Genomic DNA, 25,424 nt, shown 5'->3' with positions numbered 1-25,424 from the left:
CGAGGATGGCGATTCATGCCCATCGTCGGACCTTCGAGCTGCTCGACGGCCAGTACATGTCGATCCACCACGGGCGCAGTCACGACTTCGACGATCTGCGCGAGTATCAGGCCGGCGACGAGGTCAAGGACATCGACTGGAAGGCGACGGCGCGCAGCCCCGTGCCGCTCGTGAAGCGGTACATCGCATCGCGCAAGCACAACGTGGTCATCGTCGCCGACACCGGTCGCAACATGGCCGCGACCGCGCAGAGCGGCGAAGTGAAGGCGTACATCGCACAGATGGCGATCGGTGTGCTCTCGTACATCGCGGTCAAACACGGCGATCGCGTTGCAATGTACGCCGGGAATGCCGATCATCTCGGGTTCACGCCCGAGGGCGGCTCTGAGGCTCACCTCGAACGCATGCTCCGGATCCTCGACGATCAGACCTCGCTGGACGCACCGCTCAGTAACCTGCAGCACGTACTCGAGCAGGTGGCGAAGCGGGTGCGAGGCCGAGCCCTCGTCATCGTCGTGAGCGATGATCTCGCGTACTCGAAGGACCTCGACACGGTCATTGCACGGTTGCAGGCGCAGCACGAGGTGCTCTGGGTTTCGATCGGAGACGCGGACCTCATGGCACGCGATGCGAAGGCTCCCGAGGTGGTGGGCGTCGCCGATCTCGCGAGCCTCCCGGATTTCGTTCGCCGGAGTCGCTCGCTCATGAAGGCTTTCGACAACGGAACCGTGCAGCGCCGCGAACATCTCGAGCACGAGCTTCGCGGCCTCGGGATCGCTTCGATTCGTATCCCGGCGAGCGACGACGTGATTCCGAGTCTCTTCAAGCTCCTGGAGAGGCACCGTCGTGTTCGCCGTTGATGCTCCGGACGTCTACGGTCCCTATCAGTACGGACCGTGGTGGATGCTCGCGTTCGGCATCCTCGTTGCGCTCATCCTCATCTACTTCGCAGTGTGGTGGTTCACGCAACCGAAGGGCATCTTGACGCCGCCCCCGCCGCCGCCTCGGCAGGTGCACGTGCCGACCCTGAAGCAGAAATACCTCGACATGATCGGTGAAGTCGCTGCCGAATCCGAGCGCGGCGAACTTACGCCGCGTGAGCTCAGCCAGAAGCTCAGCCTCGTCCTTCGATTCTTCGCGCACGAGTCCACCGGTATCGTCGCCGAAGTCATGACGCTCGAAGATCTCAGCGAAGCCAACCTGCCGAGCGTGCACGGGGCAGTGGCCGAGTACTACCCCTCCTCGTTCCGACGCGCGGCGAAGACTGATCCGGAGTCAGCGGTGCAACTCGCTCGGAAGGTCGTGGCGACATGGATGTAAGCCTGTTCCTGCAGTGGTGGATGATCCCTGTGCTCGTGATCTTGGGCGCTGGAATCGTGGTTCTCGTGCTCAGGTCGCGCTCGAAGTCAGCGAAGGCTGTTCCTGTCGCGCACACTGAGCGCCTCACTCGGCTGCCCGAGTTCAAGCGCGCGATCTCGATGTTCCGCGGGCTCGCGATCGGGGTGACCGCGCTCGCTGTGGTTGCCGCCTTCGGAGCGGGCTATATCGCCGCTCGTCCGGCTGCAGTGAATTCCAACCAGAACGACGACTACAAGCGCGACATCCTGTTGTGCCTCGACATTTCAGGCTCGATGGTCGACATCGATGCGCAGATTCTCGACAAGTTCAAGGACATCGCACGCGGACTCGACGGTGAGCGAATCGGGATGCGGGTCTGGGACTCGTCCTCGGTCATGGTGTTCCCGCTCACGAGCGATTACGACTACATCATCGAACAGCTCGATCTCTACCAGCGTGCGTTCACCCGTGATCTGAGCGAAGAGGAATACTTCAGTTATAACGCCGGTGCGAACCTCGGCAACGGCGCCTCCCTGGTTGGCGACGGCCTCGCGTCGTGTGCGCTCGACTTCCAGGAGGAGAACGAGAACAACCGCCCACGTTCGATCATTCTCGCGACCGACAACTTCGTGAACGGTCAGCAGATCTTCTCGCTCGAACAGGCCGGCCAGCTCGCGGTCGATCGAGGGGTTCGTGTCTACGGGATCAATCCGTACGACTTCGGCGCCTTCGACCCTCCGAGCGCGCAGATGCGCGAAGTGGTGGAGAAGACCGGGGGCTTGTACTACCCGCTCGATTTCGGGGACAGCGTGAATTCGATCGTCGAGTCGATCCAGGCCACGGAGGCCGGGTACATCGAGACGCCGCCGCAGGCGCAGATCGTTGATCGTCCGGGTGGCTGGCTGGTCATGCTGTTCGTGCTCGTCGGCGGCATGGTGGTTCTGGCATGGAGGTTGCGACTGTGACCTTCCTGCCTGATCTCCCGATCGCCGTTATCGCGGGCGTCGGCCTCGCCTTGCTCGGCTTGTGCGCGTGGCAACTCATCGTCGCGCCGCGCCAAAGGATCGCTTGGATTCGTCGAACGCTGATGGTGCTCTTGGTTGCCGTGATGGTTGCCCGACCGGGAATTCCCGGGGGCGAAGTGCCAACGGGCTCGGTCAACGTGAACGTGTTCATCATGGTCGACACCACGCAGTCGGTTGCTGCTGAAGACTGGGGCGATGGCGAGCAGCGCTTGACCGGAATGCGCGACGACGTGATCGCGATCACGAACCAGTTCGCCGGTGCGAACATTGCGGTCATCACCTTCGATGCCTCAGCGTCGCTTCGCGTACCGCTCACCGATGACGGCAGTGCGGTCATCGAGATGATGCGCGCGCTGCGCCCGGAACTCAGCACCTACTCGCGCGGCTCGAGCATCTCGATCGCGAACCAGGAACTCCTCGAAGCGCTGCAAGCCGGTCGAGAAAAAGATGCCTCGACGCCGCAGATCGTGTTCTATCTCGGCGACGGGGAGCAGACCGCGAGTTCAGAGCCCGAATCCTTCGAAGAATCGGCCTCGCTCATCAGCGCCGGGTTCGTCTTCGGCTACGGCACGGAGGCTGGCGGCCGCATGATCGAGACCACCATCTCTGGCAATGGCGGGTACATCCAGGACCCTGCGACCGGAACAGATGCGCTCTCGAAGATCGACGTCGGCGCGCTCGAGACGATCGCGGATCAGCTCGGAATCTCCTTCCTGCAGCGTTCGGCGAACGTCGACGTCGAAGACACGCTCTCTGCGATGGCCTCTGGCACCGCGACCGCCAACCTGGATTCCTTCGAGGAAGCGCGGCTCGATCTCTACTGGGTGTTCGCAGCGCCGCTATTCCTGTTGATCGTGTGGGAGCTCGCTGCCGTGCTCCGCTCGCTTCGGAGCGTTCGAGGAGTCGGGGGAGGCCGCGATGACTGACGCAAAGCGCAGGACGCTTCGGAAGGTGCTGATGCTTTCGCTGATTCCCTTCGTGCTCGTCGGCTTGTTCTTCGCGGGCAAATTCCTCAGCGTCAACGTGCTCGTCAACAATGAGATGAGCGCATACGAACGAAGGAGCTGGGTCGAAGCCGAAACCCATGCCCGCGGTCTCGAGTTCTTCAATTTCTTCGAAACCTGGAAGGCGCCCTTCAATATCGCGGCGCCGCTTGCCATGCGCGGCGATCTCCCCGAAGCTCGCGAGCTCCTGGAACACGCCCTCACGCTGGTGCCCGAAGAGGAGATCAACAACGTCTGTGTCGTGCGAACCAACCTCGTGTACGTCATCGAGAAGCAGGGCGACGAAGCTCGCAAGAGCGACGACCGCGAGGGTGCGAATGCGTTCTATCTCGAAGCACTCGACGTGATCGATCTCTCGCCAGAAGGGTGCTTCCAGCCCCCGACGGCGCACGAGGCCGACACGAAGGCGCAGCTCGAAGCGTCGGTGTCCCGAATCGAAGAGAAGATTCAGCAGGACAGCAGCGAAAGCGAGGGCGAGGGCGAAGGCGAGAGCGGCGAGCAGGAGGAATCCGAGCAGCCGCAAACGCCGGAGGAGCAGCTGCAGGAGCAGAACCAGCAGGGCCAGACCGAGCAGCAGCAGCAGACCGAGTTCGAACAGGGCGAGGGTGAAGGCGAGGGCGGACCGTCCGTCGAACAGCCCTGGTAGCGATTCGGGGGCACCAGCGGCCCCAGTGGATTGACGACCGCGAGGGGCAATTCGCGAACACCCGCGAATCTCGACGGCCGCATGCAAACGGCATGGCGGTCAGCGTCGTAGGCTTACGGTGTGGCTGCCCGAATGAGTTCCCTGTTCCTGCGCACTTTGCGCGATGACCCCGCCGATGCTGAAGTTGCGAGCCATCGGCTCCTGATCCGCGCCGGCTACATTCGCCGGACTTCTCCGGGCGTTTTCTCTTGGCTCCCGCTCGGGCTCCGGGTTCGTCGCAAGATCGAGGCGATCGTTCGCGACGAGATGGCTCGTGCCGGCGCGCAGGAAGTCCTGCTGCCTGGTCTGCTTCCTCGTGAGCCCTTTGAGACGACCGGCCGCTGGGACGAATACGGCGACGCGCTCTTCCGTTTGAAGGATCGCAAGGGCTCCGACTACGCACTCGGCCCCACGCACGAGGAAATCTTCACGCTGCTCGTGAAGGATCTCTTCTCCTCCTACAAAGACCTCCCGATCACGCTGTTCCAGATCCAGGACAAATACCGCGATGAGGCTCGCCCGCGCGCTGGTCTCCTGCGCGGTCGTGAGTTCACGATGAAGGACGCGTACTCCTTCGACGTGACCGACGAAGGCCTCGACGCGAGCTATCGCGCGCAGCGTGACGCCTACGAACGGCTCTTCCAGCGGCTCGGCCTCGAGTACGTTATCGTCGCAGCCGATGCGGGCGCGATGGGCGGCTCGAAGAGCGAAGAATTCCTGCACCCCACCGCGATCGGTGAAGACACCTTTGTGCGATCGGCCGGCGGCTACGCGGCGAACGTCGAGGCGTTCCGCACCCTTGCCCCCGAGCCCGGAGAGACCGCGGGGCTGCCAGCAGCGATCGTTCGCAGCACCCCGGACACTCCGACCATTGCGACGCTCGTCGATCACGCCAACGAGCACGTCGCGCGTGAGGACGGGCGTCTCTGGGCTGCCGAAGACACCTTGAAGAACATCGTCCTGAAGCTCACGGCACTCGACGGCACGACAGAAATCGTCGTGATCGCGGTACCCGGTGATCGCGACGTCGATCTGAAGCGTGCCGAAGTCGCATTCGCCCCGAGCGAGGTCGAAGCGGCGGGCGAAGACGACTTCGCGAAGCTGCCCATGCTGGTTCGCGGATACATCGGCCCCTGGAGCGAGTCGGGCAGTGTGCTCGGCGAGGACTCCACGAGCGGTGTCCGGTACCTGCTCGACCCTCGCGTCGTCGACGGAACCTCCTGGATCACCGGATCGAACGCTGCCGGTCACCACGTGTTCGGCCTCGTTGCGGGGCGTGACTTCCACGGTGACGGCATCGTCGATGTTGCGACGGTTCGCGACGGAGATCCAGCCCCCGACGGCTCGGGGCCGGTAACGCTCGAGCGTGGCATGGAGATCGGCCACGTGTTCCAGCTCGGTCGTAAATACGCCGAGGCGCTCGGCCTGCAGGTGCTCGACGAGAACGGGAAGCGGCAGACCGTCACGATGGGCTCGTACGGGGTCGGGGTGACCCGCAATCTCGCGGCGATCGCTGAAGCGAACCACGACGACAAGGGCCTGATCTGGCCGCGCGAGGTGGCACCATTCGACGTGCACGTCGTCGCGACCGGCCGTGACGCAGCGGTCTTCGAGATCGCCGAGCAGGTCGTCGACTCCCTGGAGTCGAAGCGTTTCGACGTTCTGTACGACGACCGCGTCAAGGTCTCTCCGGGCGTCAAGTTCGGCGATGCCGAGCTGCTCGGAATCCCTGTCGTCGTCGTGGTGGGCCGCGGCGCAACCGAGGGCAAGGGCGAACTCTGGAACCGCCGCACTGGCGAGCGGACCGAGATCGAACTCTCGGAAGCGCTCAGTGCGGTCGAGGCGCTGCACGCAGCAGCGTAGGAGCCCTGCGCCGACACCCGGCGATAAATTCCCGATGTGCGAAGGTATGCGCACGTCGGGTAGTCTGATTGGTCGCGCAACGTGCGCACCAGTTCAATAAGGAGGATTTCATGGAGATCGATCTGAGAGTACTCAGGCTCATGGAACGCGAGCGAGAGATCCCCTTCGATGAACTGGTCAGCATCATCGAGCAGGCGATCCTGCAGGCGTACATCAAGCACGCCGAACTGCCGAACCAGAGCAGTGAACCATCCGCGCGCGTCCGCCTCGACAAGTCGACCGGCGTGGTCTCCGTCTTCGTGACCGAGCGCGACGAAGACGGCAACGTCATCGGCGAAGCTCCGGCGGACACCGAAGGCTTCGGCCGTATCGCTGCCTTTGCGGCGAAGCAGGTCATCAACCAGCGTCTGCGCGATATCCAGGACGAATCCGTCCTCGGTGAGTTCAAGGGTCGCGAGGGCGAGATCGCTGCTGGAGTCATTCAGCAATCGCACAACCCGCGCCTCGTGAAGGTGCAGATCGGTGAGATCGAAGCCACCATGCCGCCGGAAGAACAGGTGCCGGGCGAGGACTACTCGCATGGTCGCCGTCTCCGCGTGTTCATCACGAAGGTGGAACGTGGCCTTCGCGGACCGCAGATCACGGTTTCGCGCACGCACCCGGCGCTCGTTCGCAAGTTGTTCGCGATCGAAGTTCCAGAGATCGCAAGCGGTGCAGTCGAAATCGTCTCGATCGCCCGCGAAGCGGGTCACCGTTCGAAGATCGCAGTTCGTGCGGTCGAGCCGGGGATCAACGCAAAGGGTGCCGCCATCGGTGAGCTCGGTGCACGCGTTCGCGCCGTGACCTCAGAGCTCGGCGACGAGAAGGTCGACATCGTCGACTTTTCAGAGGACCTCGCGACCTTCGTCGCGAGTGCGCTGAGCCCGGCTCGCGTCACCGACGCCTTCGTGCTCGATGCGAACCTGCGAGCCGTGCGTGCGCTCGTCCCGGACTTCCAACTCTCGCTCGCGATTGGCAAGGAGGGGCAGAACGCCCGTCTTGCGGCCAAACTGACGGGTGCGAAGATCGACATCCAGCCAGATTCGGTGATGGAAGACTAAGGAGCCCGCACTTGCCTGACTCGACCTCAATCGACAGGGCGTGTAGACTTTGAGTATCCGAACGTGTCTCGGCTGCCGTCAGCGCAGCGATCCCCAGTCTCTGGTGCGAATTGTTGCAAACGACGGAGCAGCGGTCGTTGATCATTCTCAACACGCTGTTGGTCGAGGCTCGTGGGTGCACCCGCAGACGCAGTGCGTGGAACGCGGAATTCGCGCAGTTCCCCGTGCTCTGCGAGCGGGCACACTCGATTTGTCGCCAGTTTCGGAATGGGCGGCGACACTGGTTTCCGTTCCAGACGAAGACCCAAATGTTAAGGATTGATCGGCACATGGACCACTGATGAGCAGCTCGAAATGAGACCTCGCAGCATTTAGTCCGTTCCCTGCCTGGGAACGGACCCAGACAGGAGAAAAGTGGCAAACCCACGCGTACACGAGATCGCGAGCGAACTCGGGATCGAAAGTAAAATCGCCCTTGAGAAACTCAAGGAAATGGGCGAGTTCGTCAAAGGACCGTCCTCCAGCATCGCCCCACCGGTAGCGCGCAAGCTTCGCGCCGCGGTCGAGGCAGAAGGCCTGGCAAAGAAAGACGACGCACCGAAGCAGGCCGCTCCGAAGGCCGCGTCGAAGCAGACATCAAAGTCGAAGCCGCAGGCTCCACGCCCGGCTGCTCCTTCCGCACCGGCTCAAGAAGCTCCGGTCGCGCAGGAGTCGAAGACACAAGAAGCAGAGCCAGTCACCGAGACTCCAGCGCCTTCGCCTGAAAAGGCCGAGGCGCAGAGCCAAGCAGCAGACACTTCTGCAGCGAAGCCGGCCGCAGAGGGCGACGCGCCAGCGGCAACGCCGAACGCGATTCCTCGTCCGATGGCACGCCCAGGCGCTTCGCGTCCGGGGAACAACCCCTTCGCGAGCAAGCAGGGAATGGGTCGTCCACGTCCGGGCAACAACCCCTTTGCGAGCCAGCAGGGCATGAACCGTCCAGGTGCTCCGCGACCGGGCGCACCTCGTCCGGGTGCCCCTCGTCCAGGCGCGCCGCGTCCGGGTGCTCCGCGTCCAGGCTCCGCACGTCCAGCACAGGGTGCTGGTGGCGGCGCAGGCGGCGGTCGTTCCGGTGGTGGCGGCGGTCAGGGCGCTGGATTCCAGCGTCCAGGCGCAGGCACACCGCGTCCGGGAACTCCGGGTCGCGGCGGTCCAGCGTTTGCAGGCCGCGGTCGTGGCCGTGGTGGCGGAACCGCAGGTGCCTTCGGTAAGGGCGGCGGCAAGGCAAAGTCGCGCAAGTCGAAGCGTACGAAGCGTCTTGAATTCGAAATGCGCGAGGCGCCTTCGATCGGTGGCGTCAAGGTCCGTCGTGGCGACGGCGACACCATCGTGCGGATGCGCCGTGGTGCTTCCATCGCGGACTTCGCTGAGAAGATCGATGCGAGCCCCGGCGACCTCGTGACGGTGCTGTTCCACCTCGGTGAAATGGCAACCGCGACCGAGTCGCTCGACGAATCGACCTTCCAGGTCCTCGGTGAAGAACTCGGCTACAAGGTTCTGATCGTCAGCCCAGAAGACGAAGACAAAGAACTTCTCGAATCGTTCGACATCGACATCGAGCAGGAGCTCGAAGACGAAGACGACGATGTGCTCGAGTACCGTTCGCCGGTTGTCACCGTCATGGGTCACGTTGACCACGGTAAGACCCGACTGCTCGACGCGATCCGCAACGCCAACGTCATCGCTGGCGAAGCCGGTGGCATCACGCAGCACATCGGTGCGTACCAGGTGTGGAAGGAACACGAGGGCGAAGATCGCGCCATCACCTTCATTGACACCCCGGGTCACGAGGCCTTCACCGCAATGCGCGCCCGTGGTGCGCAGGTCACCGACATCGCGATCCTCGTGGTCGCAGCAGACGACGGCATCATGCCGCAGACCGTTGAAGCCCTCAACCACGCGCAAGCGGCGAATGTGCCGATCGTGGTCGCGGTCAACAAGGTCGATAAAGAAGGCGCGAACCCCGCAAAGGTTCGTCAGCAGCTGACCGAGTACGGCCTCGTCACCGAGGAATACGGTGGAGACACCATGTTCGTCGACGTCTCGGCGCTCTCGGGCGTCGGTGTCGAAGACCTGCTCGAAGCAGTGCTCCTGACCGCAGACGCTGGTCTCGACCTCCGCGCGAACCCGAACAAGTCGGCTCGCGGTATCGCAATCGAAGCGAAGCTCGACAAGGGCCGCGGTTCTGTTGCAACCGTGCTGATCCAGTCCGGAACGCTCCGTGTCGGAGACGCCATCGTTGCCGGTACGGCGTACGGTCGCGTTCGCGCAATGATCGACGACAACGGTGAAGCGCTGCAAGAGGCCGGCCCCTCGACTCCGGTCCAGGTGCAGGGTCTTTCGAGCGTGCCTCGCGCTGGTGACACCTTCCTGGTCACGACCGAAGACCGCACGGCTCGTCAGATCGCTGAGAAGCGTGAAGCGGTTGAGCGCAACGCGCAGCTCGCGAAGGCTCGGAAGCGCATCAGCCTCGAGGACTTCACGAAGGCCCTCGAAGACGGCAAGGTCGAATCGCTCAACCTCATCATCAAGGGTGACGTTTCGGGTGCTGTTGAAGCGCTCGAAGAGTCGCTGCTCAAGATCGACGTTGACGACTCGGTTGATCTGCGCATCATCCACCGTGGTGTTGGTGCGATCACCGAGAGCGACGTCAACCTCGCGACGATCGATAACGCGGTCATCGTTGGATTCAACGTCCGCCCCGACACGAAGGCACGTGAACGCGCCGCTCGTGAAGGTGTCGACGTTCGCTTCTACAACGTCATCTACGGCGCGCTCGAGGACATCGAGAACTCGCTCAAGGGCATGCTCAAGCCCGAGTACGAGGAAGTGCAGTCCGGTGTCGCAGAGATCCGCGAAGTCTTCCGCTCCTCGAAGTTCGGCAACATTGCCGGATGTATCGTCCGCAGCGGAACGATCACGCGAAACGCGAAGGCTCGCGTCATCCGCGATGGCATCGTGCTTGCAGACGGCCTCGCGATCGAATCGCTCCGCCGCTTCAAGGATGACGCCACCGAGGTTCGCACCGACTTCGAATGTGGAATCGGCCTCGGCCGCTTCAACGACATTCAGATCGGTGACGAGATCGAGACGACCGAGCTGGTTGAGAAGCCACGAAGCTAATTCAGTGTGTTGATTGAGACGGGGTGGCCGAAGGGCCGCCCCGTTCTCACTATCGAAGGAGAGCAAGATGGGTGAGAACCCTCGGGCACGGAAGATCGCCGACCGCATTCGCGAAATCGTCGCGACCACGATCGATCGTGGCATCAAGGATCCGCGTCTCGGATTCGTGACGGTCACCGACGTGCGAGTCACGGGCGATCTGCAGCACGCCTCGATTTTCTACACGGTGTACGGCGATGACGAAGCGAAGGCAGGCTCGACCGCGGCACTCGAATCAGCGAAGGGCGTGTTGCGTCGCGAGGTCGGGAAGGGCCTCGGGTTGCGGTTGACTCCGACGCTCGAGTTCATCGCTGATGCGGTTCCTGAGAACGCGAACGTCATCGAGGACCTGCTGCGGGAAGCGCGCGAGCGTGATGCGGCGATCCAGAATTCCGGTGTCGGCGCGAGCTACGCGGGCGAAGCGGATCCGTACCGGAAGCCTCGCGACGAGTTCGATGAGGTCGATGGCGAGGACGCGCCAGCGGAGGACCACGCGGAGAACGACTCCGCAAGTCCTATCGCGGACGACGAAGAGTCAGCGAAAGCGTAAGGACCGATTCGCAAAAGCCGGTGTTCCTCCAGGAGGAACACCGGCTTTTACCTTGGGTGCTGCGACCGCCCAAGTTACGACCGGAGCGCACTCTCCAACGCCGATGACAGCGTCGGATGCGTGAACGTGAACCCATCATCGAGCAGGCGCTGGCTGCTGACCCGCTGATCCGCGAGCAGGAGCTCATCGGCGGCAGTGCCGAGTCCGGCACGCAGCAAGAACCTCGGCAAAGTGAACAGATGCGGTCGATGCAGTTGGCGGGCGAGTTCGCGCGAGACTTCTTCCGCGGTGTTGTGGGCCGGTGCGCTGAGGTTCACCGGTCCGTTGAGCGCTGAGTTCACGCTGAGGTGCACGATCGCACGAGCCTCATCCTCGAGCGATATCCAGGGCCAGTATTGCTCGCCCGTGCCGATCGAGGAGCCGAGGAACGCTTTGGTCGCCAGCAGGAGCGGCGCGAGCGCACCTCCGGATTTGTCGAAGACGAGCCCGGTTCGCAGGAACACCGTCCGAGCGCTCTTCGCGCCTGACGCCGCCGCTTCCCAGTCGACGACTACGTCGGCCAGGAATCCTTCACCGCGTGCGGACTCCTCGGTGAGGGTCTCACCTGGGCGATTGCCGTAGAAGCCGACCGCCGAGCCATTGATGAGCGCGGGCGGTGTGCTCGACTGGTTGATCGCAGTCGTGATCGTCGTCGTGGCGCGGATCCGGCTCGCCAGGATCTCGGCCTTCCGAGAGGCGGTCCATGGCAGCTTCGAAATCGATGACCCGGAGAGATTGATGACTGCACCAACGCCCTCGAGCGCTTGCTCGGGGAAGTGCCCGGAGGCAGGTGCCCACTCGAACTCGTGGGCAGCGGCCGGCGAGCGCCGCACCAGCGTTGCGACCTCGTGGCCTTCTGCTCGAAGAATGTCTTGCACCCGGGTTCCGATGAGTCCAGATGCTCCGGCGATCAGCACGCGAGTCATGTACTGATCCTATGCACCCCGGGGGTACAAGTCACCGTCTTCTGCGGAATTTGCGTGGACCCTTCGCTGCGGGCGTTACTCCGTGTCGAAGCGGGTGCGCGACACCGCGGCGTTCTCGTCGGGAAGGGCGAGAGCTCCGTGGTCGCGCACAACGAGACCATCCTCCAAGAGCGTGGCGATCGCACGCTCGTGCTGGCCCGCCTCATGTGCGCCCTCGGCGAGCACATGGAGCGGAACCGGTATTTCGCTTGCGCGGAGCATTCTGAGGATTCTTCCGCGAGCAGCGCGGTCACTGCCTGCGAACTTCGACTGCCTGGGGGCGGCCTTTCCGAGGTACTCGGGGTACCCATTGCTTCTCCACGTGCAGAGGTCGCGCACGGGACACGCATCGCACCTCGGAGTCTTCGCAACACAGGTGATGGCGCCGAGTTCCATGAGCGCCTTGCTGACGGTGACCGCCGCTGCGTCGTCCTGGGGAAGCAAGGCTTCGACCTCTGCGAGCTCACTCCGCTTCGGTGGTCCAGCTTCGCCATCGCCGCGGACGAGCCTGGCAAGGACGCGTCGCACGTTCGTATCGACGACGGGATGCCGTTGTCCGAGTGCGAAGGTCAGGACCGCTCGCGCGGTGTAGTCACCAATGCCAGGGAGCGCGAGCAGCTGTTCGACCGTTTCGGGCACCTCGCCTGCGTACTGCTCACTGATTGCAGCGGCAGCGGCTTGGAGTGCGAGCGCGCGTCTCGGGTAACCGAGCGAATCCCATTCTCGAAGGACCTCGGAGGCGGGTGCCGCGGCGAGATCCGCTGGGGTCGGCCAGCGCTCCAGCCATCGGACAACTCGCGGAGCGACCCGGGACGCCTGTGTCTGCTGCAGCATCACCTCGCTGACGAGCGTCGCCCAGGGGGAGTAGCCCTGCTCCCGCCAAGGGAGCTCGCGAGCATGTTCAGCGAACCACGGAACCAATCGTTCACTGAGCAGTTCGGGATCCACACCCTCAAGCCTAAGCCTCGTACACTTGCGAACATGCTCATGGAATCAGCCTCCTGGACGCCAGCGCAGAAGGAGCTCTACACGGAACTCGTTCGGGCATTTCTTTCGCGGCACTCCCGAGGTCGCCGCATTCTCGCGATTGATGGCCCCGATGGTGCGGGCAAGACGAGATTCGGCGACAGCCTGCAGGTTGCGTTCGCGCGCGCAAACGTCGAGGCATTCCGTGCGAGCGTCGACGACTTCCACCACCCGCGGGAATTCCGGTATCGCCAGGGTCCCAACAGCCCCCGGGGTTACTACCAGGACGCCTTCGACTACCACCAGTTGCAGCGCGTCCTGCTCGAACCATTTCGGCTCGGTGGTTCCACGAGCTTCGTCACGAAGGCCTTCGACGTGCAGACGGACCAGCCGATTGCAATGAAATGGGAGTCGGCCGGCCCAGACGCGGTGCTGATCGTCGACGGTGTGTTCCTCCAGCGCCCCGTCCTGAAAAACGAGTGGAACGCAGTGTTGTGGCTCGAGGCGAGCGAGGCGGAACGAGGACGTCGGATGCAAGCCCGAGATGGTGCGCACCCGCTCCTCACGCACCCGAGCCACGGTCGCTATCAGGGAGCGCACGCGCACTACCGCGAAGCAGTGAAGCCTGAGGAGCACGCGACCTTCTTGGTGGACAACACCGACTGGAGAGCGCCGCGCCAGTACTTCCCGAAGTTCGAGTTCTAGTCGCGCTCTGACTTCGCGGTGCGCAACAGTTCTTCCGGACTCCAGTGACGTCCGCCCGTTTCCACGTCGTGCACCGCACGAACGAGGAGCGCGTTCACGGGGGCGGAAGTCCAGGTCTGCTTCGCTGATCGGACGACGTGCCCCGAGAGGTCATCGATCTCACTCGGAACACCACGGCGAATACTCTGCAAGGTCGAGCCGAGGTTCGGTGTTGCACCCATAGCAGCGCGCATTCGCAGCGGCACGATCTGGCTGAGCGTTTTCGGTCCGCGTTCGATGAGTCTCGAGAGCGCAGGGGTTAATCCGCTCACGGTTTCGAGGCGCACCCCGAGAGCATGCGCGGTGCGGACTGTTTCGCGCATTGCGTCCAGCAGCAGCCAGCGGAGGCCGCGGTGCGAGATGACGTCCTGCGCGCTGAGATTCGTGATCGCAGGAAACGGGTTGATCATATTGATGCTCAGCTTCGTCCATTGCGCTCCCGTGATGCTGTGCACGGTCGTGACTGGCAGCAGCGGGGAGAGCACGGGTGCGAATCGTGCGGCCGCATCGCCGCCGATCACGAGTGAGCCGGGTGCGGTCACGTGCACCACGCCTGGTTCGAGCGCGTTCGCCGCGAACACCGCGATGCCGCCGGCGACCTGCGTGCTTCCGAGCAGCGCGGCCGCACGGAGCTCGCTGCCGACGCCGTTCTGCACGACGAGCAGCGGAACCTCGCGCAAGGCCTCGGCGTTTGCGGTGAGCGCTGCGTCGGTACCCGTGGTCTTGGTGGCGAGAATCGCGAGATCTGGCGTGGCTTCGAGCGTTTCGACCGCCGTCGGGTGCGTGCTCGAGGTTCCGAATGCCCCGCGAAGGGAAAGGCCCTCGCGCCGCATTGCCTCGAGATGTGCGCCGCGAGCAGTGACGGTCACTTCGTGGCCCGCGTTCGACAGGAGCGCGGCGAGCGCGCCACCGATCGCACCGGCTCCGATCACTGCAATTCGCACGCTCAGAGCCTAACGGTCGCGATTCGAGCGCCGGTCGCTCAGGAGTGCGGGGTTCGGAATCGAGCAGGGGGTGATGGGGCGCGGTGGCGCTTGGTAGCCTAGGCGGTTGTGACCAAGCAAACTCAAGCCGCGCCTCGAGGGCTCCTGCTCGTGCAGAAGCCTGCCGGAATCACGAGCCACGGGGTCGTTGCTCGCGCGCGCAAGGCGCTCAATACTCGGAAGATCGGGCACGCCGGCACCCTCGACCCGATGGCGACCGGTTTGCTCGTGCTCGGGGTCGGCTCGGCAACTCGGCTTCTCACCTTCATCGTAGGTGCCGATAAGCAGTACACCGCGACCATCCGACTCGGCGCTGCCAGTTCCACCGACGACGCCGAGGGCGAACTCGGCACTCCCGTCGACGCCTCGATGGTCACGAGTGCGCAGCTCACCGCGGCTCGCGATGCACTGCTCGGTGACATCGAGCAGCGCCCGAGCGCGGTCAGCGCGATCAAAGTCGACGGCAAGCGGGCCTATGCACGCGTGCGCGAAGGCGAGACGGTCGAACTCAAGTCGCGCCCAGTCACGATCGCTCGATTCGATCTGGGTCCTCCGCGGTTGGTCGAGCACGACGCAGGCGCATTCCTCGACGTCGATGTCGTGATCGATTGCTCGAGCGGCACATACATCCGCGCTCTCGCACGCGACCTCGGGGAGGCGCTCGGTGTCGGCGGACACCTCACCGTGCTCGAGCGCACGCGCGTCGGTCAGTTCCTCCTGTCGGAGGCCGTCACTCTCGAGGACCTGTCTCGCGAATCACTGCACCCGGCCCGATCGATTGTCGAGCGGATCATGCCGGCCATCGAACTCGGCGCCGAGGACGCAGGGGCGCTCAGCCTCGGCAAGCGCCCGGAGAACGATGCGGCGCCAGGAAGGTACGCTGCTGTACATGGAGATCGTCTGCTCGGCATCGCCGATGCGGATGGCTCGAAGCTTCGGGTCGTGACGAACTTTCCGGAGGACGAATGATCGCGTGGCTCATGATCGCGCAAGCCGTCGCGGTGGCTGTCCTCGGAACCGTACTGCTGGTGGCCGGGTTCGCGAAGGCGAAGATGGCCGATTGGGTGCTCGTCATCGCGGCGCTCGTCGAGGTGACGCTCATTGTGCAGGTGATCGCCTCGATTATCGCGCCGATCGCCGGAAACGGCCCGACCGGCGACCTTTTCGAATACTGGATCTACCTGGTCTCTGCATTGCTGATTCCACCGGCAGCAGTCATCTGGGGGCTCATCGATCGGGGCCGCTGGTCGGTCGTCGTGATCGGCGTCGCCATGCTCTCGGTGGCAATCATGGTGTACCGCATGCATCAGATCTGGTTCATCCAGGTTGCATAAGGCGGAAGAGCGCGGCAAATGACGCTGATGCTCGCCGCACAACTCCTAAGATTGCTGTGATGTCTTCAACTCCTTCGAATCGCCTCGGCGCCGCGCGCGTCCTGATCGCGGTCTACGCGGTGCTCGCGCTCGCGGCCACCGGCCGTTCGGTGTACCAGATCATTTCGAAATTCGATGAGGCGCCCGTCGCGTATTCCTTGAGTGCGGTCGCCGCAGTCGTGTACATCGTGGCGACGCTCGCGCTTGCCCTTCGAGGCCGAGTGTGGCGAATCATCGCGTTCGCAACGATCCTGTTCGAACTCGTCGGCGTCATCGTCGTCGGAATCCTCTCGTTCACGCACCCGGAACTGTTCCAGCACCCATCGGTCTGGAGCGCCTTCGGCGCAGGCTATCTCTTCATTCCCGCGGTACTCCCCATCATCGGACTCGTCTATCTCACGCGCGCAACGCGGGCGAAGGACGCTCATCCCCAGGTGCAGCGGTGACTTGGATTCACGAGGCCGCAGCGCTGGTCGACAAGCCGAGCGCGGTGACCGTCGGAAAATTCGACGGCGTGCACACCGGCCACAGGAAGGTCCTGCGTGCCCTCAGTGAGCTCGCGCAGGCCCGCGGACTCCAGTCGCGCGTCATCACCTTCGATCGCAATCCGCTCGAGATTCTTCGCCCCGAGCGCGCGCCGAAGCCGCTCATGAGCACCGAGACCAAGGTTGCACTCATCCGTGAGGCAGGGATCGACGACGTCATCGTGGCGCCGTTCACCGAAGAGACCGCTGCGATGACGCCCGAGAGTTTCTGTGAAACTGTGCTGCTCGGAGCACTCAACACGCAGTTGCTGCTGATCGGGCACGACTTCCGTTTCGGAGCCCGCGGTGCTGGAGACCTCGGATTTCTCGAGACCTGGACCACCTCGCGTGGGATCGAGCTCGTGGTCATCGATGACGTGCTCGGTGCCGATGGCGCGCGGGCTTCTTCGACGCAGATTCGTGCGCTCCTGGACGAGGGCGATGTGCAGGGGGCGGCAACCTTGCTCGGGCGGTTCCCCACGGTGACGGGGCGCGTCGTCCACGGCGAGAAGCGTGGCCGAGAACTCGGCATGCCGACTGCCAACCTCAGCGCGGATTCCTCCGGGTTCGTGCCCGCGGATGGCGTCTACGCAGCGTGGGCGAGCGTAGGCGATCAGGTGTATCCGGCCGCAGTATCGATCGGGGTCAATCCGACATTCGATGATGTGCAGCGCAGAACGGTCGAGGCACACCTGCTCGACGTCGACCTCGATCTCTACGGCGCGGTGATGAGCGTCGAGTTCGTCGAGTTCGTCCGGCCGATGGTGAAATACGAGGGGCTCGATGCGCTCATTGCGCAGATGCAGGCGGACAAGCAGACCGTTGCGGAGATCCTGAGCCGCGTCAAGCGCTGATGTCGAGCGTCCGGCGTCCGTAGGCGGCGAGCACGATCTCTCGTGCGCTCGATTCGAACGTCGGCCCGGTGCCGACGCTCCAGTCTGCATCTGCAGCGACCAGGGTCCGTTCCTTGATGAGTGCCCGATAGTCGCCGCTGAGCAAGGGAGTCGACACTCGAACGCATTCCCACGTCGCCGATGGCGAGAATTCGAGCTGTCCGTCCGGAAAGGCATCGAAGCCGTGGACGACCGCTTCAACGAGATCGGCACGAAGGTCACGGCAGTCGCCCTGCACGAAGACGCGAGCGTGCGCGTCGAGGACTTCGATGAGCGCCGCAGGACTTCGCCGGCCTTCATCGTGTGCAATCGTGTCGATGACCTTCAGCCCCGCACGTGCGCCGGTGCCGATTGCGATTCCTGCCGAGCGGATCGTGTTCGGGTCGAGTCGCCACGCGAGATGCCCGGCCACGTCAGCGATGCTCCAGCCCTCGCAGAGACTCTCCGCCTGCCATTGCGCAGGCGAAAGCGAACGCAGTTGATCGATCACTCGGTGCAAGGACGACCCGGTGAGTGAACTCCACGATGAGCGCATTTGCAGTGTCATCTCCACAACTTAGCGCTCCACGCTGATGCTCGGAATCTGGGAGACTGAGGACAGAGATTTTCCCGCACCATCTCGGCTGCGGAACACAACAGAGGAGAACCCACGTGGGCGATATTGCAGCGCGAATTGATCACACACTCTTGAAGCCGAACGCCTCGGCCGCAGAGGTCGATGTTCTGGTTGATGAGGCGATCGAGCACGGGTTCGCATCCGTCTGTATCAACTCGGTCTGGGTGCCGCGTGCACGGGCGCGCTTCGATGAGGCAGGAATCTCCGGTGCGCCGCTTGTGTGCACGGTGGTCGGCTTCCCGCTCGGGGCTTCGACCTCGGAGACCAAGGCGTTCGAAGCGAAACTCGCCGTCGAACAGGGTGCGGGTGAAGTCGACATGGTGGTCGACATTGCGGCCGTTCAGGCTGGCGATGCGGATCGCGTCGAAGCTGACATCGCCGCGGTCGTCGCCCCGGTCCACGCCGGCGGTGCCCTCCTGAAAGTCATCATCGAGACCTGCCTGCTGACCGACGAGCAGAAGGTCCTCGCGTGCGAGGCAGCGGTCCGCGCTGGCGCCGACTTCGTGAAGACCTCAACCGGGTTCAACGGCCCGGGCGCCAACGTGCACGATGTCGCGCTCATGCGCGGCGTCGTCGGTGACAAGCTCGGTGTGAAAGCTTCTGGTGGGGTTCGCACGCTCGAGGACTACAACGCAATGGTCGAGGCGGGCGCGAGCCGCATCGGCGCGAGCGCTGGGATCGCAATCGTCGCGGGCTCCTCGAACGCCGGCGAGGGCTACTGAGTCGCACCGCTGAGCTGTCCCATCGCAGGGTGGCCCGATCGCTGAGGAGCGCCGTCGCCAGCGAGCGCATTCGCCGAGAATTTCCCCAGAATTCTCGACTCGCCGTGGCGTTCGGGCTTACATTGTTCGCACGCACGAGGCGTTCCCTCGCGTTTCGATTGGAGGTCCGACCATGGCCAAAGAAGACATCACCGGCAAAGTGAAGCAGTTTCTCAGTGACCCGAAAGTCACCGAGGCGCTCAAGAGCGAGAAGGCTGAGAACGTGAGCGACAACATCCTCGATGGTGTTGCGAACGCAGCAAAGAAGGTCAGCGGCGGCAAATTCGATCAGCAGATCGACTCGGCCCGTGACAGCGCGGACAAGCACATCGGAAACGAGTAGGTTCACCGATGAATTGCAGAGAGGGTGTTGGCATTGCGCCAACACCCTCTCTGTCGTTACGACGTTTCCGAAGCGTATTCGGCCTGCCTCCGACGATGTCAGCAGACGGTTTCGATGAGGTCGAGATAGGCACGGCAGCCTCGGCTATACGATGCGAGATCAATATGCTCGTCGCGGGCGTGGAGCGCTGCGCGCTCGGCAGCAGTGAACACGAACGGCGTGAACCGGTACACGTTGTCGCTGATCGCGCAGGCGAACCGCGAGTCCGTACCGCCGGTCATGACGTAGGGGACCGGAATCGCGTCCGGGTAGCTCCGTGCGATCGATTCGAGCAGCGCGTCCCATGACTCAGACGCGGTCGAACTGATCGGCGAAGGCTCATTCGCCACGAGCACTGCAAGCGAGACCTGCTCGTCCTTCACCATCGCTTCGAGTTGTCGCATTGTCTCTGCAACGCTCGATCCGACAGCGATCCGCACATTGAGCACTGCGCTCGCTTCCTCAGCGAGCGCATTTGCAGCCTTCGCTCCCTCCAACATCGTCACGACGGCGGTGGTCGAGAGCATCGCCCGCGTCTCATCGCTCTTTGCCAGCACCGTTGCAAGCAGGGGCTGGAGACGGCGGGCGTTCCTCAGCACGAAGCCCGTCATCCCCTCAGCGTGCGCGCCAAGGGTTTCGAACATCGCAAGGCTCGGTTCTGGGATCGCCTGCGGGAAACTCGACAGGTCAATGCGCCGAATCGCTCGTGCGAGTCTGCTCGTCGCGGCCATCCGCGGGGGAGTGCTTGCGTGCCCGCCCTGCTGCTGCACGGAGAGTCGGATGCTGTTCATGCCCTTTTCGGCAACTCCGATCGCGGCGATGGGTCGCTTGACTCCTTGTATTGGTGCTTCGACGATGGCACCGCCCTCATCGAGCACGAAGGCTGGCCGGATGCCTCGACGCGCAAGGGCGTCGACCGCAGCACTCGCGCCCGTGCCGAGGGTTTCCTCGTCGTGGCCGAACAGGAACCACACGTCGCGCGCCGGAACGTGTCCATCGGTGATGAGCGCTTCGGTGGCTTCGAGGAGGCCCGCGAGTGATGCCTTGTCGTCGATCGCTCCACGGCCCCACAGCGTGCCGTTGTCGATCACGCCTTCGAATGGCGGGTAACTCCAGCCGTCGCCGTCTGCAGCGACGACGTCTTGGTGCGCCATGAGCAGGCTCGGACCAACCGCGCTGCGCCCCTTCCAGAGCGCGAGGATGGTGTGTCCCTCGATGAGTTCGAGCTCGAGCGTGGCGAAGGTATTCGGGAACAGCGCAGCGAGTTGTTCTCGGAATGCATCGAAGGCGTGCCAATCGGTTTCCGCGGTGTCGTGCTTACTCTCCGTGGGAATGCGCAGGAGCGCGGCAAGACGTTCAGCTTCTCCGGTTCGAATATTCGCAGCCATGGATCGAATCTATCGAGCGGGCTGTCCCGAGCAACAGTCTGGGGCGGTACGCTCGATGCGAGACCGGCACAACCGGTGACCCCCGACAACGGCGACGGAGCTTCACGATGAGCGATACCCCTGCGTACAAACTCGATCCAGCACCCACTGGTGTGTACGAGACAGTTGGACCAACCCGAATCGAGCGAGATTCGCTCGGCGAACTCCCAGTGCCGATTGACGCGTATTGGGGAATCCACACTGAACGAGCGTTGACGAACTTCCCGATCACCGGTCGAAGCATCTCTGTCTACACCGACCTCGTGAACGCGCTCGCAGTCGTCAAGCAGGCTGCCGCTCGAGCGAACAACGAGATCGGCGTCCTGAGCAGCGAGAAAGCGCACCTCATCGACGAGGTCTGCACTCGAATCCGTGCCGGCGAACTCCACGACCAGTTCAAGGTCGGTGTGATTCAAGGCGGCGCGGGAACCTCGAGCAATATGAACACGAACGAGGTCATCGCAAACGCGTGCCTCGTGGCGCTCGGCCACGCGAAGGGCGATTACGAGCACTTCCACCCCATCGACGACGTCAATCGGAGTCAGTCGACCAACGACACCTACCCGACGTCGATCAAGATCGCGATGGCGTTCACCCTGCGACGACTGCTCGCCGAGATGGAACTCCTCATCGCATCCTTCCGAGCGAAGGGTCGAGAATTCTCCGAGGTTCTGAAAGTCGGGCGCACACAACTCCAAGACGCCGTTCCGATGACGCTCGGCCAGGAATTCAACGGTTTCGCGACCACCCTGCAGGAAGATTACGACCGGCTCGCTGAGACCATCGCGTTCCTGTCCGAGATCAACCTCGGTGCGACCGCGATCGGGACCGGCATCACCGCAGACCCGCGCTATGCAGAAGCAGCCTGCCGCCACCTGCAAGAACTCACGGGCCTCCCGATTGTGACCGCGAGCGACTTGATCGAGGCAACGAGCGATACCGGCGTCTTCATGACCGTTTCCGGAACCCTCAAGCGCAGCGCCGTGAAGCTCTCGAAGATCTGCAACGACCTCCGACTCCTCTCGAGCGGTCCTCAGGCCGGCTTTGGCGAGATCCTGCTCCCGCCGAAGCAAGCCGGTTCATCGATCATGCCCGGCAAGGTCAATCCAGTGATTCCAGAGGTCGTCAACCAGGTCGCCTTCGCAGTCATCGGCTCCGACGCGACGGTGACCGCGGCCTCCGAGGGCGGACAGTTGCAACTCAACGCTTTCGAGCCGGTCATCGCTCACAGCATTTTGCAAAGCCTGCACTGGATGACCCAGGCGTGCTTGACGCTTCGTATCAACTGCATCGACGGCATCGAGCCGAACCACGATCGTCTTGCGGCCATGGTCGGCTCCTCGGTCGGTGTTGTGACGGCGCTGACTCCGTACATCGGGTACACGGCGTCGGCGAAGCTGGCGCACGAGGCGCTCGTTTCGCACAAATCGATCGTCGAGCTCGTGGTCGAAGCCGGCCTCATGGATCGCGAGCGTGTCGAGTCGCTCCTCTCGCCTGCACGCTTGACCGGACTGCACCCGATCACCGATGTGATTCCGGTCGTTCCTCCGAAGTAGTTTCTACGAGCGCGGTCCTCGCTGCGTGAGGCTCAGGAATCTCTCGCCTCGCATTCAGGGAAGACCGCGCTCGCGGTGGTTACGCTGTGCATATGTCGAACCCGTACGAGTATCACCGACCGCACCCATCGCGTCCGGCACCGCAGCCGGTCGCGGTTGCTCCGGGGTACTCGAGCCCGCACGGTGCTCCGCAATCCGGGGTTGTGCATGGGCAGGCTCCTCAGCAGGTTCCGCAGCCGGGCATGCCGCCGCAGGCGGCGCAGCAGCAGCCCGTGCAGCAGCAGCTTGTGCAGCAGCCTCAGGCGCCGCGCCCCCAAAGCGGTCCGGGCGTGCAGTTCGGATCAGCGCCCCAGCCGATCGCGCACTCGCAGCAGCAGGGTCTGCCGCAGCAGGGCTTTCAGAATGCGCCCGCCCAGGTACCCCAGCCCGGCCGGCGTCCGCGCTCGCGGCGAGGCAAGGGGAACCCGACGATCGCTCTGCTGACCGGGCACCGCGGCCCGCTCAATGCGGCGTTCTATGCGGGCATCGCTTCGCTGGTCGTACTGGCGCTCGGTATCCCGTTCGTCATCAACTTCTTTGCGCAAACGACCGACGACACGATCGCGACCGTCATCTCGTTCTTCGTCGCACTGATCCCGCTCTCGGTGGTCCTCTTCGGCCTGTGGGCGATCGATCGTTGGGAGCCCGAGCCTCGATTGACGATCTGGTTCAGCCTGCTCTGGGGCGCCATCGGAGCGATCGTGCTCACCTTGCTCGTTGCAGATGCGCTTGTGCCCGTACTGGTGAGCTACGCGCAGAACAACAACTGGACTGAGCAGCAGTTCGGGGAGTGGTACAACGGTTTCTGGGGACCGGTCATTCAGGCACCCTTCGTTGAAGAGCTTTGGAAGGCCGTTCCGGTCATCATTCTCTTCGTGTTCTTCCGGCGACTCTTCGACGGCCCGATCGACGGCGTCGTGGTGGCAGGTCTCAGTGCCGCGGGATTCGCGTTCACCGAGAACATCAGTTACTTCTTGCGCACCCTCGCCGATGGTTCCGACGTCACCTCGACCTTCTTCGTGCGGGCGATCATGAGTCCGTTCACGCACACGCTGTTCACTGCGATCGGCATCGGTCTCGCGATGGGTCTCGCTGCGCGACTCAATAGTCGCTGGTGGGGACTGCTCGCCTTCATCCCCGGATACCTCGTCTCTGTTGGGCTCCACATGCTCTGGAACGGCTCGAACATCTTCCTTCCTGCCGCGCTCACGCAGAACTTCTTCCTGTACTACGTCGTGGTGCAGGTGCCGATCTTCCTCCTCGGTATCACCGTCGTCGTGCTGCTTCGCCATTTCGAGGTGCGATTGACTCGAACGCGGCTCATGGAGTACTCGGCCTCGGGGTGGTTCACGCCGAGCGAGGTCGATGCGCTCTCAACCGGCGATGGCCGTACCTTGTTGCGGCGTTGGGCGAAAGCCCGAGGGGTGCGTTCGGAAATGCAGGATTACATTGCGACCACCACAAAGCTCGCGAACGCCAGGCAGCGCGTCATCACCGGTCGTGATCGGATCGGGTCGATTGCCGACGAGAGCCAATTGCTCGACGAGATGCTCGAGATCCGAGAGGAACTCCTCGTGAAAACGCGAACCTCGGCCCCTGTTCCGCAGTACGCAGTGCCGCACGGTCGAGTTCCCGGGAACCCGCAGGCCATGATGCCGCAGCCCGGTCAATTGCGGTAACGCTCCTCGGCGTCGCTCTTGAACATGCTCGCCGTGTTGTCTGGCGAGCAGTATGCACAGAGGCGCGCTATTGCTGACGATCCCCGTCTGGTAGCATTGTGAGGTTGCCGTGTATCGGCCGCGGACAAAGAGCGCTCCAACACCACCGTTGTGGGCACCGCGCTGTGAGGGAAAGGGGTTCAATTGAGCTTGAACGCAGATATCAAGAAGTCCATCATCGAGGAGTACGCCACGCATGAGGGCGACACCGGGAGCCCCGAGGTTCAGGTTGCGATGCTTTCGCGCCGAATCCTTGACCTGACGGAGCACCTCAAAGAGCACAAGCACGACCACCACTCACGTCGTGGACTGCTGTTGCTCGTTGGCCAGCGTCGCCGCTTGCTCACCTACCTTTCGAACGTCGACATCGAGCGTTACCGCTCGTTGATCGAGCGTCTTGGACTTCGTCGATAGTCCGCCACAAGTATTCGAGGGCCGTCCCATTGGGGCGGCCCTCTTTGTGTTGTTGCGCGCCGTTCGTAGAGCGCGCTCAGCGCGTTGCTGGGGCCCGAATCACAGCAGTGCGACGAGCCCCAAAATGAGCGCCGTCGGGACACCGATGATCGCCGCGGCGATCAGGAGCTGGGCGCCGGTTCCCACGGTGCGAAGTCGTCGGCCGCCCGCAGAGACCACGCCGAGGCCCGAGTTCGGCGTATCGCGCGGACGGCGGGTCGGAAGCGGCAGTGCTCCGTTTCGCTCGTCGCGGTACCAGCGCGTTTGGCGACGCGTCTTTGCACCGAGCACCTGCTTCATCTTCCAGATCGCACCGTGCAGTTCTGGGTCGGTGAGATCCTTTGCACCCCGGGTGAAGAGGATCATCCAGTTGCCGATGATTTCGACGTCGTAGTTGCTCGCGTGCTCGATCAGCAGCTGCATGAGGTCGGGCGTGAAGATGTACAGCGCGTCCGGACCGAAACCGTCGGGAACGTAGAGCGTGAAATATCGATTGAAGTCGCCTTCGAGCTCGAGTTGCTGCGAGCGCTTGTACAGCGTCGGAAGCGAGCCGCCGAAGGGAGTGAGGTTGTTCCCCTTCGCGTCGAGCACGATGTGGGGGAGCGAGCGCTGCAGTCTGAACGCGATGTAGGTGTACGTATACCGCTGCGAATGCTTGCCCGCCTCGACGTCGAAGCTGTGGCGAGCGATTTCGGTGTCCTCATCTGGCATCAGAATGTTCTGCGTCGTCCCGCCGTACGAGAAGATCATGCCGGAAAGGGGGAGTTCGTTTCGTTCCGGCAAGAACTCCCAGTCGTTCTCTTTGGCAAGCAGGTAGAGGGCCATTTGTTGCTGCTCCGCGCTGCGACGTCGAAGCCACAGGATCGTCGCGATTGCGCCGACCGTGGCGACGATGAACGTGAGAATCGCCCAGCCGACGGCATTGCCGTCGGCGATCATGAGTATTCCGCCGAACCCGGTGAGCGCAAAGCCGATTCCGAGCATCACCGACAGCAGCGCGAAGGCGGGATGGCGCGGCAGTAGCCGCGGATACTGCCCTCGCCAGCGCCGAAAGTCTTCTCGTTCCGATTCGGTCGCTGGCTCTCGGAGTGCCCTGAAGTTCGGTTGTGCCGGGGTCATGGTGTTCCCAATGTAGAGACCGCGTGTTCAGAAAGGCTGCGTTCCGCCTGAGTCTCCCCGTAAATCCTGTGTATTTGAGGGCTGAACTGCTATTCTCGGA

General features: G+C 63.4%; 26 protein-coding genes. 20 read left to right on the top strand and 6 right to left on the bottom strand.

The features are described 5' to 3' along the window. The first annotated feature begins 5 nt into the window (after nucleotides 1-5). The 10 genes from U2H20_RS05005 to rbfA all read left to right on the top strand — a co-directional run bounded on the left by U2H20_RS05005 (nucleotide 6) and on the right by rbfA (nucleotide 10,766). Complete coding sequence (locus tag U2H20_RS05005) at nucleotides 6-860, top strand: DUF58 domain-containing protein (RefSeq protein WP_430593393.1); 855 nt, start codon at nucleotides 6-8, stop codon at nucleotides 858-860. Beyond that, entirely contained in the window at nucleotides 847-1,320 is a 474-nt protein-coding gene (locus U2H20_RS05000) for a hypothetical protein (RefSeq protein WP_430593392.1), read from the top strand. Before U2H20_RS05005 ends, U2H20_RS05000 begins: the two co-directional genes overlap by 14 nt. After that, entirely contained in the window at nucleotides 1,311-2,303 is a 993-nt protein-coding gene (locus tag U2H20_RS04995) for a vWA domain-containing protein (protein ID WP_430593391.1), read from the top strand. Before U2H20_RS05000 ends, U2H20_RS04995 begins: the two co-directional genes overlap by 10 nt. After that, nucleotides 2,285-3,289, top strand: coding sequence for a vWA domain-containing protein (locus U2H20_RS04990; protein WP_430593390.1), 1,005 nt, complete (start codon nucleotides 2,285-2,287; stop codon nucleotides 3,287-3,289). Before U2H20_RS04995 ends, U2H20_RS04990 begins: the two co-directional genes overlap by 19 nt. Continuing rightward, nucleotides 3,282-4,013: a hypothetical protein gene (locus U2H20_RS04985; RefSeq protein WP_430593389.1), complete on the top strand. Its 732-nt coding sequence runs from the start codon at nucleotides 3,282-3,284 to the stop codon at nucleotides 4,011-4,013. The genes U2H20_RS04990 and U2H20_RS04985 overlap by 8 nt, the downstream gene beginning before the upstream one ends. Nucleotides 4,014-4,145: 132 nt before the next feature. After that, nucleotides 4,146-5,915 carry a proline--tRNA ligase gene (locus tag U2H20_RS04980; RefSeq protein WP_430593596.1) on the top strand — a complete coding sequence of 590 codons (1,770 nt, stop codon included), beginning with the start codon at nucleotides 4,146-4,148 and terminating at the stop codon, nucleotides 5,913-5,915. Nucleotides 5,916-6,025: 110 nt separating this feature from the next. Continuing rightward, on the top strand, nucleotides 6,026-7,015 hold the full coding sequence (gene nusA, locus U2H20_RS04975) for a transcription termination factor NusA (RefSeq protein WP_430593388.1): 990 nt from the start codon (nucleotides 6,026-6,028) through the stop codon (nucleotides 7,013-7,015). Nucleotides 7,016-7,118: 103 nt separating this feature from the next. Further along, nucleotides 7,119-7,337, top strand: a complete 219-nt coding sequence (locus U2H20_RS04970; protein ID WP_430593387.1) for a DUF448 domain-containing protein — start codon at nucleotides 7,119-7,121, stop codon at nucleotides 7,335-7,337. Between the two features lie 92 nt (nucleotides 7,338-7,429). Next, nucleotides 7,430-10,177: a translation initiation factor IF-2 gene (infB, locus tag U2H20_RS04965; protein ID WP_430593386.1), complete on the top strand. Its 2,748-nt coding sequence runs from the start codon at nucleotides 7,430-7,432 to the stop codon at nucleotides 10,175-10,177. 67 nt (nucleotides 10,178-10,244) lie between these two features. Further along, on the top strand, nucleotides 10,245-10,766 hold the full coding sequence (gene rbfA, locus U2H20_RS04960; RefSeq protein ID WP_430593385.1) for a 30S ribosome-binding factor RbfA: 522 nt from the start codon (nucleotides 10,245-10,247) through the stop codon (nucleotides 10,764-10,766). 74 nt (nucleotides 10,767-10,840) lie between these two features. Here rbfA and U2H20_RS04955 read toward each other — a convergent pair whose 3' ends face one another. Together U2H20_RS04955 and U2H20_RS04950 are read right to left on the bottom strand one after the other, a co-directional pair. Then, entirely contained in the window at nucleotides 10,841-11,731 is an 891-nt protein-coding gene (locus U2H20_RS04955) for a TIGR01777 family oxidoreductase (RefSeq protein ID WP_430593384.1), read from the bottom strand. 75 nt (nucleotides 11,732-11,806) lie between these two features. Next, nucleotides 11,807-12,718, bottom strand: coding sequence for an A/G-specific adenine glycosylase (locus U2H20_RS04950; protein WP_430593383.1), 912 nt, complete (start codon nucleotides 12,716-12,718; stop codon nucleotides 11,807-11,809). 33 nt (nucleotides 12,719-12,751) lie between these two features. Here U2H20_RS04950 and U2H20_RS04945 point away from each other — a divergent pair, with 33 nt between their 5' ends. Next, nucleotides 12,752-13,441, top strand: a complete 690-nt coding sequence (locus tag U2H20_RS04945) for a uridine kinase (RefSeq protein WP_430593382.1) — start codon at nucleotides 12,752-12,754, stop codon at nucleotides 13,439-13,441. Here U2H20_RS04945 and U2H20_RS04940 read toward each other — a convergent pair. Next, on the bottom strand, nucleotides 13,438-14,424 hold the full coding sequence (locus U2H20_RS04940) for a ketopantoate reductase family protein (protein WP_430593381.1): 987 nt from the start codon (nucleotides 14,422-14,424) through the stop codon (nucleotides 13,438-13,440). The genes U2H20_RS04945 and U2H20_RS04940 overlap by 4 nt on opposite strands. Nucleotides 14,425-14,532: 108 nt before the next feature. Between U2H20_RS04940 and truB the strand changes: the two genes are divergently transcribed. The 4 genes from truB to U2H20_RS04920 are packed head-to-tail and all read left to right on the top strand — an operon-like array spanning nucleotide 14,533 to nucleotide 17,214. Continuing rightward, complete coding sequence (gene truB / locus U2H20_RS04935) at nucleotides 14,533-15,432, top strand: tRNA pseudouridine(55) synthase TruB (RefSeq protein ID WP_430593380.1); 900 nt, start codon at nucleotides 14,533-14,535, stop codon at nucleotides 15,430-15,432. Beyond that, nucleotides 15,429-15,797: a hypothetical protein gene (locus U2H20_RS04930; protein ID WP_430593379.1), complete on the top strand. Its 369-nt coding sequence runs from the start codon at nucleotides 15,429-15,431 to the stop codon at nucleotides 15,795-15,797. Before truB ends, U2H20_RS04930 begins: the two co-directional genes overlap by 4 nt. 59 nt (nucleotides 15,798-15,856) lie before the next feature. Next, entirely contained in the window at nucleotides 15,857-16,282 is a 426-nt protein-coding gene (locus tag U2H20_RS04925) for a hypothetical protein (RefSeq protein WP_430593378.1), read from the top strand. Continuing rightward, nucleotides 16,279-17,214, top strand: coding sequence for a bifunctional riboflavin kinase/FAD synthetase (locus tag U2H20_RS04920; RefSeq protein ID WP_430593377.1), 936 nt, complete (start codon nucleotides 16,279-16,281; stop codon nucleotides 17,212-17,214). The genes U2H20_RS04925 and U2H20_RS04920 overlap by 4 nt, the downstream gene beginning before the upstream one ends. On the opposite strand, the gene U2H20_RS04915 is transcribed toward U2H20_RS04920, so the two are convergent. Continuing rightward, nucleotides 17,204-17,800 (bottom strand): maleylpyruvate isomerase N-terminal domain-containing protein, encoded by a 597-nt coding sequence (locus tag U2H20_RS04915; protein ID WP_430593376.1) that lies wholly within the window; start codon nucleotides 17,798-17,800, stop codon nucleotides 17,204-17,206. The genes U2H20_RS04920 and U2H20_RS04915 overlap by 11 nt on opposite strands. A gap of 104 nt (nucleotides 17,801-17,904) precedes the next feature. Between U2H20_RS04915 and deoC the strand changes: the two genes are divergently transcribed. Together deoC and U2H20_RS04905 are read left to right on the top strand one after the other, a co-directional pair. Continuing rightward, nucleotides 17,905-18,591 carry a deoxyribose-phosphate aldolase gene (deoC, locus tag U2H20_RS04910; protein WP_430593375.1) on the top strand — a complete coding sequence of 229 codons (687 nt, stop codon included), beginning with the start codon at nucleotides 17,905-17,907 and terminating at the stop codon, nucleotides 18,589-18,591. Between the two features lie 172 nt (nucleotides 18,592-18,763). After that, nucleotides 18,764-18,973: an antitoxin gene (locus U2H20_RS04905; protein WP_430593374.1), complete on the top strand. Its 210-nt coding sequence runs from the start codon at nucleotides 18,764-18,766 to the stop codon at nucleotides 18,971-18,973. A 98-nt stretch (nucleotides 18,974-19,071) separates the two neighbouring features. Here the strand turns inward: U2H20_RS04905 and U2H20_RS04900 are convergent, their stop codons facing one another. Further along, on the bottom strand, nucleotides 19,072-20,400 hold the full coding sequence (locus tag U2H20_RS04900) for a M20/M25/M40 family metallo-hydrolase (protein WP_430593373.1): 1,329 nt from the start codon (nucleotides 20,398-20,400) through the stop codon (nucleotides 19,072-19,074). 107 nt (nucleotides 20,401-20,507) lie between these two features. Between U2H20_RS04900 and U2H20_RS04895 the strand changes: the two genes are divergently transcribed. The 3 genes from U2H20_RS04895 to rpsO all read left to right on the top strand — a co-directional run bounded on the left by U2H20_RS04895 (nucleotide 20,508) and on the right by rpsO (nucleotide 24,166). Next, entirely contained in the window at nucleotides 20,508-21,995 is a 1,488-nt protein-coding gene (locus U2H20_RS04895; RefSeq protein ID WP_430593372.1) for an aspartate ammonia-lyase, read from the top strand. A 92-nt stretch (nucleotides 21,996-22,087) separates the two neighbouring features. Beyond that, nucleotides 22,088-23,713, top strand: coding sequence for a PrsW family intramembrane metalloprotease (locus U2H20_RS04890; protein WP_430593371.1), 1,626 nt, complete (start codon nucleotides 22,088-22,090; stop codon nucleotides 23,711-23,713). 183 nt (nucleotides 23,714-23,896) lie between these two features. Beyond that, nucleotides 23,897-24,166, top strand: coding sequence for a 30S ribosomal protein S15 (gene rpsO, locus U2H20_RS04885; RefSeq protein WP_430593370.1), 270 nt, complete (start codon nucleotides 23,897-23,899; stop codon nucleotides 24,164-24,166). Nucleotides 24,167-24,265: 99 nt separating this feature from the next. Here rpsO and U2H20_RS04880 read toward each other — a convergent pair whose 3' ends face one another. Further along, complete coding sequence (locus U2H20_RS04880) at nucleotides 24,266-25,324, bottom strand: hypothetical protein (RefSeq protein ID WP_430593369.1); 1,059 nt, start codon at nucleotides 25,322-25,324, stop codon at nucleotides 24,266-24,268. Between the last annotated feature and the right edge of the window lie 100 nt (nucleotides 25,325-25,424).

The sequence above is a fragment of the Humidisolicoccus flavus genome, from assembly GCF_045689595.1.
In the GTDB taxonomy this organism is placed as follows: domain Bacteria; phylum Actinomycetota; class Actinomycetes; order Actinomycetales; family Microbacteriaceae; genus Humidisolicoccus; species Humidisolicoccus flavus.
The sequence above is the reverse complement of the archived record's forward strand: the minus strand, read 5'-3'. Positions and strand labels throughout refer to the sequence as shown.

Coding starts and splice junctions, on each gene's coding strand:
- U2H20_RS05005 (WP_430593393.1), top strand. CDS start 6: ATGGCGATTCATGCCCATCGTCGGACCTTCGAGCTGCTCGACGGCCAG.
- U2H20_RS04995 (WP_430593391.1), top strand. CDS start 1,311: ATGGATGTAAGCCTGTTCCTGCAGTGGTGGATGATCCCTGTGCTCGTG.
- U2H20_RS04990 (WP_430593390.1), top strand. CDS start 2,285: ATGGAGGTTGCGACTGTGACCTTCCTGCCTGATCTCCCGATCGCCGTT.
- U2H20_RS04985 (WP_430593389.1), top strand. CDS start 3,282: ATGACTGACGCAAAGCGCAGGACGCTTCGGAAGGTGCTGATGCTTTCG.
- U2H20_RS04980 (WP_430593596.1), top strand. CDS start 4,146: ATGAGTTCCCTGTTCCTGCGCACTTTGCGCGATGACCCCGCCGATGCT.
- nusA (WP_430593388.1), top strand. CDS start 6,026: ATGGAGATCGATCTGAGAGTACTCAGGCTCATGGAACGCGAGCGAGAG.
- rbfA (WP_430593385.1), top strand. CDS start 10,245: ATGGGTGAGAACCCTCGGGCACGGAAGATCGCCGACCGCATTCGCGAA.
- U2H20_RS04955 (WP_430593384.1), bottom strand. CDS start 11,731: ATGACTCGCGTGCTGATCGCCGGAGCATCTGGACTCATCGGAACCCGG.
- U2H20_RS04945 (WP_430593382.1), top strand. CDS start 12,752: ATGCTCATGGAATCAGCCTCCTGGACGCCAGCGCAGAAGGAGCTCTAC.
- U2H20_RS04930 (WP_430593379.1), top strand. CDS start 15,429: ATGATCGCGTGGCTCATGATCGCGCAAGCCGTCGCGGTGGCTGTCCTC.
- U2H20_RS04925 (WP_430593378.1), top strand. CDS start 15,857: ATGTCTTCAACTCCTTCGAATCGCCTCGGCGCCGCGCGCGTCCTGATC.
- U2H20_RS04915 (WP_430593376.1), bottom strand. CDS start 17,800: ATGACACTGCAAATGCGCTCATCGTGGAGTTCACTCACCGGGTCGTCC.
- U2H20_RS04905 (WP_430593374.1), top strand. CDS start 18,764: ATGGCCAAAGAAGACATCACCGGCAAAGTGAAGCAGTTTCTCAGTGAC.
- U2H20_RS04900 (WP_430593373.1), bottom strand. CDS start 20,400: ATGGCTGCGAATATTCGAACCGGAGAAGCTGAACGTCTTGCCGCGCTC.
- U2H20_RS04895 (WP_430593372.1), top strand. CDS start 20,508: ATGAGCGATACCCCTGCGTACAAACTCGATCCAGCACCCACTGGTGTG.
- U2H20_RS04890 (WP_430593371.1), top strand. CDS start 22,088: ATGTCGAACCCGTACGAGTATCACCGACCGCACCCATCGCGTCCGGCA.
- U2H20_RS04880 (WP_430593369.1), bottom strand. CDS start 25,324: ATGACCCCGGCACAACCGAACTTCAGGGCACTCCGAGAGCCAGCGACC.